This is a genomic window from Spirosoma sordidisoli (genome assembly GCF_004138325.1).
Classification (GTDB): domain Bacteria; phylum Bacteroidota; class Bacteroidia; order Cytophagales; family Spirosomataceae; genus Spirosoma; species Spirosoma sordidisoli.
In genome coordinates this window covers 414,707-426,818 of record NZ_SBLB01000005.1, presented here as the reverse complement: position 1 = coordinate 426,818, position 12,112 = coordinate 414,707, and the positions used below count along the sequence as shown (strand labels likewise).

Below are 12,112 nucleotides of genomic sequence, written 5' to 3'. Positions count from 1 at the left end.
GAGACTTTAAATCTTCTGTGCTTTCATCGCTCATATAAGCTTGTTGATTTTTCTGCCTAAATCAACATTTTATCATTGAACTAGTGATTACTTTTGAGATTTATAGTTTCTAGTGATCTAGAATCTGTTTGTTTCGAACTTGCTTTTAGAGTTTGTCCGAATCTTAATTCTGTTCAAGGTATCCATCAACCATCAGCTTACCTACCTCTTTCATCGTATGATGGGCAGCCCACTTCAATTTTTTTTGAGCTTTATCAGCATTAGCATACCCTTCAGCAATATCAGTCAGTCTAAATAAATCTGGATCTACACGCACATGATTCTGCCAGTTCAAACCAACTGCCTGAAATACAACATCGATAAAGGCGCGAAGCTTATTCGTTTGCCCCGTAGCAATAACGTAGTCATCAGCTTGATCTTGTTGCAGCATAGCCCACATTGCTTCGACATAGTCAGGTGCCCACCCCCAATCGCGGGCAATATCAATATTACCCAAAGTCAATATTTCTGTACTACCATTAGCGATCCGGCATGCAGCCTTCACTATTTTCTGTGTGACAAAGCGTTCTGGTCGTAAGGGGGATTCATGATTGAACAGGATTCCTGTACTTGCATGCAGTTGATAGGCCTCACGATAATTTGCAACCTGCCAGAAAGCAGCCGCCTTAGCCACACCATATGGACTACGCGGTCGAAACGGTGTCAATTCGTTAGCTGCTTCTTTACCTGTGTCGCCAAAACATTCGCTCGAACCAGCATTGTAGAACCGGATTGGTAAACCGCTAAATCGAATAGCTTCAAGTAGGTTCAAGGTGCCTACACTTATGCTTTCCAAAGTTTCAACAGGTTGCTCAAATGACAAGCCTACCGAACTCTGTCCTGCCAGATTATACACTTCGTCAGGCTTCACTTTTAAAAGTGTCTGTAAAACACTTCTAAAATCGACAACGCTAATGGAAAGTACTTTGATGTCCTGATGAATCCCTAAACGAGTAAGGTTCCGAAATGTAGCCATTTGCGCATCCCGAGACCCGCCATATACTTCATACCCTTTTTCCACTAACAATCTAGCCAGATAAGCGCCGTCTTGCCCTGAAACCCCACAGATTAAGGCCCTTTTCATATGCGGTTTGTTGTGGTTTGCCTGGACACGTTAGTAGCCAAAGCATATCTTCGCCAACTACTAAAAAGCGCATATAGAAAGCCAAGTATTCCTCCAATAGCCGCAAATGCTAAAACGATCAGTGTTCGTTTAGGACCGCTTTTTAGTAGGGGCACCTGCGCAGGTTCAAGAATTTGAAAAACTGGAGATTCTTCCTGTACCTTTATTCGAGCCTGCTCCAGTTGTTTCGACAGATCATTGTACACCGTTTGTGCCAACAGATAATCGGCCTGTAGACGCTGCTCTTCTATCTTAGCCGTTTCCAAAAACAAACTCCGGTTGCGATCACGATAGCTGGAAAGTGCAAATTCAGCAGCTTGGTAACGGTGGCGGGCATTATTAACTTGTTGAGATAAGAACTGAACCTGTTTCCTTGACTTGCCTGTCCTGTAATTAGTCACATAGGTAGTGAGATAATTAAGTGTTTGGTTTGCCGTAGTGGCAGCCACCACAGGGTCAGGCATCTGACTAGTAATGGTGACAATGCCTGACTTTTTATCTATTGTTGCACTTACCCGTTTACTAACCTTTTTGCTTAATTCTTCCTGCTTTTTGGTCAATTGCAGAGCAGATCCACTAGGCCGAAGAGACGTTTCTTCTGTACCCCCATCCCCTGATATACTCCCTATCCAACTTTTATCCTGCTGTATCAGATATTGTTCTAAGGATTGGCTTTTGGCATTACTTCTTGATGTAACTGGCTGCTGGAGCAAATGCAGAGAAAAAGGAACACTTTGCACAATATCTGGGTATAAATCGGGCCGTATTGCCTCTGATGTTCCACTTAGATTATCGAAACTAACACCCGCTAATCCGGCCAGAGACTTAAGATCACCCAGACCGCCAGCTCCAGCCGGCGTTTTTAGCTCAGGCATCACCCGTACGGTCGATGTAAATTCGTTTGGCAGAGAAAAAGCATACACAGCTCCGATTACCAGGAAGACAGCCGTCCAGACTAGTAAAGTCCGACGGCTATCTTTGAAAAATTGAATGATATCGCCCAGCCGGATTTCAATTTCGTCAGCGCTAAGTTCGCCTGGAGTCATAGGTTCTTTTGTCGTCATGGCTGCGTTACCCTAGAAAAACCGACTCAAAACGGTGATGACCAATGTACCAACAATAGACAAAATGCTGGCCCGCTCTACGCCCGACAGCCTGTTTGTATCCATCGGTTTGAACGGGGCTACGATCGTAGAACCAGGCTCTACCCGCGGGCGCGACTTGAAAAATAAAAACGTTCGGGTTCTGTCTTTTCGTCCGTTCGGATAGATAATATAAGCCTTTCGCTGACGGGCGTTATCGGTGAAACCACCGGCCTCACTTACATAATCGTCAAAATCATAACCTAGTTTGAAGCTCACTACCGACGGGTTCAGCACAGCCCCTTCAACGGCTACCACCTCAGACTGACGGGGGATAAACAGCGTATCGCCGTCGTTGAGCAATAGGTTTTCTTCAGCGCCCGGATCGTCGAGGATATGGCGCAGATCGCTGCCTACTACCTGGCCCTGTCGGCTGTAGCGGGCACCGGCCATGTAAGCACCCGGCTTCAACCCGCCCGCTCGGGTAATTACATCGGCAATGCGTTCCTGGCGGTTGAAAATGGCGTAGTTGCCAGGGTGCAGCACCTCACCGAACACAAACACCTGCCGCTGGGCCTCGTAGTTCGGCGATGAACGGACATACACAATATCGAACGGCTGGAGCCGAAAACCGGCAGCACTGTCGGAGGGAGAGGCTGGATTTGTTTCCAATGGGCTCATCTGCAGGTTGCGGTCGAGGGCAAACCGGTACATCTCGAGCGTGGTGGTGCGGATACCAGCCGAGTCCTGACGGATACGCCGGGCGACCTCAACCAGGTTGGGCTTGGCGCCTTCCTGAAAGCCACCGGCCCGCGCAATCAGGTCGGCCACGCTCATGTTGTTGACAAATTCGATCGTATCGGGGCGGTTGACGGCTCCTTCGATGGTCACGTAATAGGTTTCGCGCAGATCCTGGATGGATAGTACGGTCAGGCTGTCCTGGCGCAGCAGGGGAATGTCGGCCACTTCGCCCCGCATCAGCTTACCGAGATCGAAAGAAAGATTTTCCCGATCCATGTCGGCCCGCTCGCGGATAATGGTGGCCCGGTTGGTGAAGGCGTCTTTCCGTAATCCTTCGGCCCGATTAATCAGTTGTTTTACGGTTTCCAGACCGGGTTCCAGCGCGTAGTCGCCGGGGCGCATAACGGCTCCCGCTATCTGTACGCGGTTTTCGTACCGCTCCAGAATCTTGCCGACGAAGTATTTATCCCCCCGCTGGGGTACAAAACTGGCGATCTGTTCTTCGGTGATGGTGACGATTCGGCGCTCGCGGGCGGTGTTGCGCCGGAGGGTGATGCTGGCGCGGTACGCTTCGTCGCCAAAGCCTCCCGCAAAGCTCAGTACGTTCTTGAGGGTTTCGCCCGGCAGCACCTCAAAGATGGCCGGTCGGCGCACTTCGCCCGTCAGTTCAACGCGCGTCTCGTAGTCGGCAACCCGGATCACGTCCTGGTCGAGCAGCCGGATGTTATCGCGCTGATCGGCCCGCAGTATAAAATCGTACAGGTCGATGGTACGAACCACGCGGTTGCCGCGAATGATGCTGATCTTCCGGAAGGAGCCGGTCTCCGGATTAGGCCCGCCCGCCAGGTACAGCGCGTTGAAGGCCGATCCGAGCGACGAAATGGTATAGGTGCCGGGCCGTACGACCTCGCCAACCAGTGTTACCCGAATGCTGCGGATGTTGCTGAGCGATACGTTGGCGTAGGTGCCGCTGCCCGGACTGCCCAGTCCCTGGTAACCACCCTTACGCAGCCGGTCGATGATGCGCTGTTCGGCCTGCTCGATGGTGAGGCCGCTGACAAAAATGGGCGGGATGTTCGGCACTTTTACGGTACCATCGGGGGTAATTTTCAGCCGGAAGCTGTCCGACGATGCGCCCGAAATATCGATGCTGATCTCATCGTCGGGGCCAACGATATAGTTGCGGGGGGTGGCGATGCGCAGATTGGGTTCGAACGACAAATTGGCATTCTCGAACAGCGATGCACCAAAGACTTTGATTTTGCGGCTGGTATCGGTACGGGCAGTGTACGGTAATGAATCGATAACCCGGCGCGACAACCCGTTCGGCAGGGTACGGCCCAGGCTGGTATCGGCATAGCTTTGGCCCCGATTCCGGTTGGTCTGCGACCGGATTTCCGTGATACGGCGACGCATCTTGGCAATATCGGTCAGTGTATACCCCTGCGACATGGCGGCCTGTTCGATCTGTGCTTCGCTTAAGCCACTGGCCTGTGCCCGCCGGTAGAACTCTTCGACCTGTTCATCGGTAAGTTGATCGACCCTTGACCCGGCCTGCTGTGCGATGGCTGGACTCAATCCTGTCAGGCTGAACAGGATAAAAACAAGGCAAAACAGGCAACTGAAGTGAGAATAACGTGACAATTTGTCCTTAGTACGCATGAATGGCGGCCGTTGGGCCAAAAATTGATTCACAAAAGTAATAGATTCCTTCTAAAACGGTATTCCCGTATAGTAAGGTAGCTAGCCTGAGTGTCACCAGTCTTGCAGTCCGGGGGTAATGCACTAAATTTGTAAAAAAATCAGGTTTACTGGTCAACGCCGTGATCAGCAAATTCGGATAGCTCAGCGCTTCTAACTGACCAGTATCGACTATCGACCATACGAGATGATCAATTTCATAGCCAAGTTATTTGGCACCAAATCGCAGCGCGACATTAAGGAGCTGCTGCCGTACGTAGAAAAAGTAAATGCTGAATTTGTTCGGTTGAAAGACCTGTCGAACGACGAGTTACGGCAGGTATCGGCCGACCTGAAAGCGCAGATTGCCGCTGAACTGGCCGATATCGACAATCAACTGGCCGAACTGTCGGCCGCGGCCAGCAGCGTTGATGTTGACGTGAACGAGAAGGAGCGAATCTTTAACCGGATCGATAAACTCGAAGCGGACCGGAACGTAGAACTCGAACGCGTACTGCTCGACATCCTGCCCCGCGCGTTTGCCGTCGTGAAGGAAACCGCCCGCCGGTATACCGAAAACGACCAGCTGACCGTCACCGCTACCGACTTCGACCGGGACATCTCCCTTCGGAAAAAGAACGTCGTTATCGATGGCGACAAAGCCCACTGGGCCAACCGCTGGGATGCCGCCGGTACGCCCATCAAGTGGGACATGGTTCACTACGATGTGCAGATCATCGGGGGCGTAGTGCTTCACCAGGGTAAAATTGCCGAGATGGCAACCGGTGAAGGTAAAACGCTGGTGGCTACGTTTCCGGCCTTTCTGAACGGACTGGCTGGTCGTGGGGTACATATCGTAACGGTCAACGACTACCTGGCCAAACGCGACTCGGAGTGGATGGCTCCCCTGTTCGAATTTCATGGCCTGCGCGTTGACTGCATCGACAAACACCAGCCTAACTCCGACTTCCGGAAACAGGCGTACCTGGCCGATATTACCTACGGCACCAACAACGAATTCGGCTTCGACTACCTGCGCGACAACATGGCCCGCGAAACCGGCGAACTGGTACAGCGGAAACATCACTACGCTATGGTCGATGAGGTCGACTCCGTCCTGATCGATGACGCCCGTACCCCGCTGATTATTTCGGGACCGATTCCGCGTGGCGATGAGCAGGATTATATTGAACTGAAGCCGCGCGTGGCCCGCGTAGTCGAAGCCCAGCGCAAACTGGTTTTCGATTTCCTGAACGACGCCAAGAAGAAAATTGCCGCCGGCGACGAAAAAGAAGGCGGTCTGTCGCTGTTCAGAGCCCACCGCGGATTACCTAAACACAAGCCGCTCATCAAGTTCCTGAGCGAGACGGGGAATAAGGCGCTGCTGCAGAAAACCGAAGCCATCTATCTGGCCGAAAACCAGAAGCTGATGCCGGAAGCCGATGCCCCCCTGTATTTTACCATCGACGAGCGGCACAACAGCATCGACCTGACGGAGAAAGGCATCGACTACCTCACCGGCTCCGGCGAGGACCCGAACTTCTTTATCCTGCCCGATCTGTCGATCGATCTTAATGCCATCGACAAAAATCCGGAGCTGTCGGAACCCGAGAAAATTCTCGGCAAAGAAGCCGTTGTTCGTGATTATGCTGTGAAGACCCAGCGGATCAACACGGTAAACCAGCTCCTGAAAGCCTATACGCTGTTCGAACGGGATACCGAATACGTCATCATGGACGGTAAGGTAAAGATCGTCGATGAGCAGACGGGCCGGATTATGGAAGGTCGCCGGTGGTCCGATGGCCTCCACCAGGCGGTAGAAGCAAAAGAAAACGTAAAAGTCGAAGACGCTACCCAGACCTACGCTACGGTAACCCTCCAGAACTACTTCCGGATGTACCACAAGCGGGCGGGTATGACCGGTACGGCCGAAACCGAAGCCTCTGAATTCTGGCAGATCTATAAAATGGACGTGGTCGTTATTCCGACGAACCGCCCCATCAGCCGCCAGGATGAAGAAGACAAGGTATACCGGTCGGTCCGTGAGAAATACAATGCTGTGGTGGACGAAATCAACATGCTGGTCGAGAAAGGTCGGCCGGTACTGGTGGGTACCACCTCGGTCGAAAACTCCGAGCTGCTGAGCCGCCTGCTGACGCTCCGCAAAATTCAGCACCAGGTTCTGAACGCCAAATACCACCAGCGCGAAGCCGAGATCGTAGCCTCGGCCGGTCAGCCGGGTACGGTTACGATTGCGACCAACATGGCGGGTCGGGGTACCGACATCAAACTGACACCCGACTCGAAATCGGCGGGTGGTCTGGCCATTATCGGTACCGAGCGCCACGAATCGCGCCGGGTCGACCGGCAGCTGCGCGGTCGCGCCGGTCGTCAGGGCGACCCCGGTACGTCGCAGTTCTTTGTGTCGCTGGAAGATAGCCTGATGCGCCTGTTCGGTTCTGACCGGATTGCAAAGGTGATGGACCGGATGGGGCTGGAAGAGGGCGAAGTGATTCAGCACTCCATGATTACAAAGTCGATTGAACGGGCACAGAAAAAAGTCGAGGAAAACAACTTCGGCATTCGGAAACGCCTGCTCGAGTATGACGACGTGATGAACTACCAGCGCGAGGCCATCTACAAACGCCGTCGGAACGCGCTCTTCGGCGATCGTCTGCCGCTCGACATTGCCAATACCATGTACGACGTGGTAGAAGAAACGGTCAACAACGCCGAAGGCAACTACGAGGAGATCAAACTCCAGCTCCTGACCACACTCGGCGTAACCCCCGAACTGAGCGCCGACGAGTTTGGCCGGATGAAGAAACCCGACGCGATCCGGCGCCTATACGACGAAGCCGAAGCTCATTACCAGGCCAAAAACCAGGCCATTGCCGAAAAAGCACTGCCGGTTCTGACGCAGGTGCTGAACGAACAGGGCCACCAGATCAAAAATATCGTGGTTCCGTTCTCTGACGGGCTGCATGAACTGACGGTGGTAACCGATCTGCGCGAAGCCGTCGAATCGGGCGGGCGTCTGCTGGTGACGGAAATGGAAAAAGCCGTAACGCTGTCGGTAATCGACCAGGAATGGAAAGAACACCTGCGCGAGATGGATGACCTGAAGCAGTCGGTTCAGAACGCCGTATTCGAGCAGAAAGACCCGCTGCTGGTCTATAAGTTCGAATCGGTCGAACTCTTCAAACGGTTCCTGAACAAGGTCAACTTCGATACGATCAGCTTCCTGGCCAAAGCCGATATTCCGGCGCAGGATGCCGCTGAAGTGCAGCAGGAGATCCGGCAGGCACCGGCCCAGCGCCGACCCGAACCCCAGCCGAAGCTGCAAACCAATATTGACGATTTCGACGACGACCACCTCGCTACGGGCCCCGAAGAGTATGCCCGCCGGATGGCCGAAAACAACGCCATGGGCGCCGGTGCGCCCCCCATGGCTCCGCGTCAGGAACCGATGCGGGTGGCCAAGCTCGACCGTAACGCCCGCGTAAACGTTCAATATGCCGACGGTTCCGTAAAACGGGATGTCAAGTTCAAAACAGTAGAAAACGATGTGCTGAGCGGTAAAGCCATGCTGATCGACTAAAAGTCGGCAACGCGCCCCGCCTGTCAACCCTCTGATTGGTGCCTGCCCGGTATCGATCAGAGGGTTGCTGCTTTCAACAATGATCGGTCCGGAGCCAGTCTGTAGCATCGCGAAAGCGGCACGATTGATGCCCTGATTTCGTTATATTCATACGCAGGTCCGAACCGCTGGCCTGTTGGTCCGATGAACCCGATTCTGTACCTACGCTGGCTTTTTGTTGGTCTGTTCCTGACGGCTTCGCAGCCTGGCAGGGCGCCCATTCGCTTGCAGCCGCAGTCGATTCCGTTTACCCCGAACGAATTTTACTTGGCCACCGTCACCGACCAGCGCGTTGAACGGGGGGCTATAGCACGACTGGCCCTCACGCCCGGGCAGGCGCCCCAACCCGTCGATATTGAGGGGGGGGTGGCAACCGGCATTCGCCAGTTCGTGAATCAAAGTTTGAAGCAGAACAAATCGCTGCGGCCCATTGCCATGCGGATTACCCAGCTCCGGCTTACCGAAACGGCCGTGGGCAATCGGGTAACGGGCCAGTTCGTATTTGCCGCGGTTTTCGATTTGCTGGGCAAGTCCGACGATGGCAGCGAAACCAGCACCCGCCTGACCGAATACCGGGGGAGTGCCAACTATACCCGCCCCCTCAGTCAGACAACTATTATCGAACCCACCATCCGGCAGGCGGTTGTGGCATCGCTGCGCAGCCTGAACGACTACATGAACCGCGAATCCGGCCAGAACGAAAAGCTGGCCAAACGCCTGCGGGTCGTCTTTCTGGATGATAGCCGGATTACCAACGACGATACTGTACAGTACAATCCGGAGCGTCCGCTGACCTGGGCCGATTTCCGGGCCGAACCACGCCGGGGCAGCCACTACGCGGCCGAGGTCTTCACCAGCTTTGCCTACGAGGGCCGGAGCACCGTAAAAGATGGAGTCATCACCATCCAGCTGACGACCAAGGCCTACATGCTCAAGAACTCATCCTGGGGCCGGGCCGACGCCAAAACCCCCTATGCCCTCAACCACGAGCAGCGCCACTTCGACATCACCAGGCTCATTACGGAACGCTTCAAGCAGAAGATCCATCCAGACAGCCTGACGCTGGAAGATTACAATAGCATCATTCAATACCAGTTTCTGGAATCGTTTCGGGAAATGAACCGGATGCAGGAGCAGTACGATGCCGAAACCAATCATAGCGTCAATCAACTGGCTCAGGAGCGCTGGAACCAGAAGATCGATGCCGAACTGCGTAAGTTTGGGGTGAAGAAGTGAAAAAGCCCCGCGTTTTTCTCGTCAGTACCGCCCACCCGGCTACCGATCCGCGCATTGTTTTCAAACAATGTCCGACACTGGCCGATCGGTACGATGTTTTCTGCGCCCTCCCCCGGGCCGACCCGACGGTTTGCCCCAACGCCCGGTTTATCCGGCTTCCGTACTTTCGGCGGGTGATCTGGCGGGTCTTGCTGACAAGCCCGCTGGTCCTGTGGCATGGTATCCGGCTGCGCCCCGCCCTGATTCATATTTATGTGCCCGAACTGCTGCCGGTTGCGTTTGTCTGCCGACTCTTTGGCACCCGTGTTATTTACGAAGTGCAGGAGAATCTGCACAGGAAATTACATATCAGGACGCTGAACCGGGGAGCAGTTCTCGAGCTGGCTTTTCGCTGGTTCGACCGGCTGGCCAGCCGCTATCTGTATCTGATTTTTACCGAACACGGGTATCTGAGCACCTATACCCGGCTTCGTAAGCCTCATGTGGTTATCTATAACTACCCGCTGCTGTCGTTTCTGGATCCATTTCGGCAACCTTACCGACCCGATCCACACCAGCCGTCGTTTTTGCTGATCGGCTTGCTGAGTCCCGAACGCGCTTTCGACACGCTGATCGAAGCCCTGAAGCGGGTCGCGATCCGGTATCCTCGTCTGGAAGCCCATCTGTTCGGTAAGCAGGCAAGTCCTTCGACGTATATAGAGCAATTTGTATCTTTGTCGGCCATTCGTTCAAATGTGAAGCTATACGGCTATACGGACCAGCGCCAGGCTTTGCTGAAGGCAGCCGGGGCCACCGCCGGACTTGCCCTGCTCAAACCCGTTGGCGACTATCCCGAGTCGTATCCAACCAAGCTGTTCGAGTATATGGCGCTGGGGTTACCCGTGATCACATCGGATTTTCCGCTATATCGGGAAGTTGTCGAACGTCATAATTGCGGCTTGTGCGTATCGGCCGAAGAACCCGCTGCCATTGCCGGGGCGCTTCTGTATTTGACGGAGCATCCAACCCTGGCCAAAGCCATGGGAGAACGGGGCCGACGAGCCGTCGAAGCCTGTTACTCATGGGCAACCGAGTCGGCAAAACTGTTTAATTTTTACGAACTGGTGTTGCAGAAAGAACGCAGTTAGATAATTTTTTGCCTAATAAACAAGACAAAACAAACACATTTTGGTATTGTTCTAATGACAAGTACCATGCTTTCCCGGAAGGATTTAACTTTCGGTCTGAATTACGGGTGGAAGTACTGAACGCCCTCTTTTTTTTGACCTGATGTACATTCATGCAGTAAGCCACTACCTACCTACAGCTGTAGTCGGCAACGAACACTTTACCCGACTCAACGGCCTGTCAAGCGACTGGATTATTGAGCGTACCGGTATCGAAGAGCGCCGGAAAGCGGCCCCGGGTGAGAATACCAACACGATGACCATCGACGCGATCCGGCGCCTGCAACCCAAAGCCGATCTCGCTACGGTCGACCTGATCGTTGGCGCTACGTATACGCCTTATGATACCATCGTATCGCTGGCCCACGAAGCCCAGCATATGTTGGGTATTGCCGATATACCGGTCGTTTCGATCTCGACGGCCTGCTCGTCATTGCTGAATGCGATCGAAGTGGTAGAAGGCTATTTTGCCTTGAATAAAGCCAGCCGGGCGCTGGTGATCGTATCGGAGCACAACACGGCCTACAACAACGATGAAGATACGATCTCGGGTCATTTGTGGGGCGATGGCGCAGCCGCGCTCCTGATCACCAAAGAGCGGCAGAGCGACGACGATTTCGAGATTATGGGCCTGCTTACGGGCGGAGCCGCTCATACGCCTAAAGCCACTACGGGCGTGACCATGCGCCCAAACGAAGGGGGCGTTGCCATGCCGTTTGGCCGCGATGTCTTCATCAACGCCTGCCAGTACATGCCCAAAGCCAGCCTGCAGATTCTGGAGCGTTGCGGCCTTACCCTGGCCGACGTTGATTACGTGTTGCCCCACCAGGCGAACCTCCGCATTTCGCGTAATGTGATGAACACCCTGGGCCTGCCCGAAGAAAAGCTGATTTCCAACATTCAGCGACTCGGCAATACGGGCTGCGCGGGTTGTGCCATTGCGCTCTCCGAACAGTGGGACACCTTCCAGAAAGGCCATCGCATCGTTATAACCGTTTTCGGTGGCGGCTACTCGTTCGGCGCGATGCTTATTCAAAAATAATCATCCGTGGGCATGTAGCGGGGTGCCTGCTGGTTATGTACCTGACGGCACATTCATGTTGCTGGTCCCGAATGAGGCTACCGACGCTACGCTGTAAAGGCCCTAAAGGGCCATATATTGATGGGTGGCTGTCGATTCCTACCGACGCTGCGCTGTTGTGGCCCTAACGGGCCATTGTCTTCGGGGTGCCAGTTGATTTATACCGACGCTGCGCTGTTGTGGCCCTGACGGGTCATTGTCTGCGGGTGCCTGTCGATTCTACCGACGCTAAGCTGTTGTGGCCCTGACGGGTCATTGTCTGCGGGTGCCTGTCGATTCTACCGACGCTAAGCTGTTGTGGCCCTGACGGGTTGGGGCTTATTC

At 54.0% G+C, this 12,112-nt stretch carries 7 protein-coding genes; 4 read left to right on the top strand and 3 right to left on the bottom strand.

Annotation, left to right across the window (positions count from 1 at the left end):
• Positions 1-163 precede the first annotated feature (163 nt).
• The 3 genes from EQG79_RS19525 to EQG79_RS19515 are packed head-to-tail and all read right to left on the bottom strand — an operon-like array spanning position 164 to position 4,647.
• Positions 164-1,123 (bottom strand): GDP-mannose 4,6-dehydratase, encoded by a 960-nt coding sequence (locus EQG79_RS19525; protein WP_077919471.1) that lies wholly within the window; start codon positions 1,121-1,123, stop codon positions 164-166.
• Complete coding sequence (locus EQG79_RS19520; RefSeq protein ID WP_077919472.1) at positions 1,120-2,226, bottom strand: Wzz/FepE/Etk N-terminal domain-containing protein; 1,107 nt, start codon at positions 2,224-2,226, stop codon at positions 1,120-1,122. Before EQG79_RS19520 ends, EQG79_RS19525 begins: the two co-directional genes overlap by 4 nt.
• A gap of 12 nt (positions 2,227-2,238) precedes the next feature.
• On the bottom strand, positions 2,239-4,647 hold the full coding sequence (locus EQG79_RS19515) for an SLBB domain-containing protein (RefSeq protein ID WP_129603337.1): 2,409 nt from the start codon (positions 4,645-4,647) through the stop codon (positions 2,239-2,241).
• 226 nt (positions 4,648-4,873) lie between these two features.
• On the opposite strand from EQG79_RS19515, the gene secA reads away from it, so the two are divergent.
• The 4 genes from secA to EQG79_RS19495 all read left to right on the top strand — a co-directional run bounded on the left by secA (position 4,874) and on the right by EQG79_RS19495 (position 11,749).
• Complete coding sequence (gene secA / locus EQG79_RS19510; protein WP_129603334.1) at positions 4,874-8,266, top strand: preprotein translocase subunit SecA; 3,393 nt, start codon at positions 4,874-4,876, stop codon at positions 8,264-8,266.
• Between the two features lie 183 nt (positions 8,267-8,449).
• On the top strand, positions 8,450-9,541 hold the full coding sequence (locus tag EQG79_RS19505; protein ID WP_129603332.1) for a hypothetical protein: 1,092 nt from the start codon (positions 8,450-8,452) through the stop codon (positions 9,539-9,541).
• Positions 9,538-10,668, top strand: a complete 1,131-nt coding sequence (locus tag EQG79_RS19500) for a glycosyltransferase (RefSeq protein WP_129603330.1) — start codon at positions 9,538-9,540, stop codon at positions 10,666-10,668. Before EQG79_RS19505 ends, EQG79_RS19500 begins: the two co-directional genes overlap by 4 nt.
• Positions 10,669-10,810: 142 nt before the next feature.
• Entirely contained in the window at positions 10,811-11,749 is a 939-nt protein-coding gene (locus EQG79_RS19495; RefSeq protein WP_077919477.1) for a 3-oxoacyl-ACP synthase III family protein, read from the top strand.
• Positions 11,750-12,112 lie beyond the last annotated feature (363 nt).

What these genes read in the sequence shown, in the direction of transcription:
- EQG79_RS19495 (WP_077919477.1), top strand. Translation starts at nt 10,811, where the DNA reads ATGTACATTCATGCAGTAAGCCACTACCTACCTACAGCTGTAGTCGGC.
- EQG79_RS19515 (WP_129603337.1), bottom strand. Translation starts at nt 4,647, where the DNA reads ATGCGTACTAAGGACAAATTGTCACGTTATTCTCACTTCAGTTGCCTG.
- EQG79_RS19520 (WP_077919472.1), bottom strand. Translation starts at nt 2,226, where the DNA reads ATGACGACAAAAGAACCTATGACTCCAGGCGAACTTAGCGCTGACGAA.
- EQG79_RS19505 (WP_129603332.1), top strand. Translation starts at nt 8,450, where the DNA reads ATGAACCCGATTCTGTACCTACGCTGGCTTTTTGTTGGTCTGTTCCTG.
- EQG79_RS19525 (WP_077919471.1), bottom strand. Translation starts at nt 1,123, where the DNA reads ATGAAAAGGGCCTTAATCTGTGGGGTTTCAGGGCAAGACGGCGCTTAT.
- secA (WP_129603334.1), top strand. Translation starts at nt 4,874, where the DNA reads ATGATCAATTTCATAGCCAAGTTATTTGGCACCAAATCGCAGCGCGAC.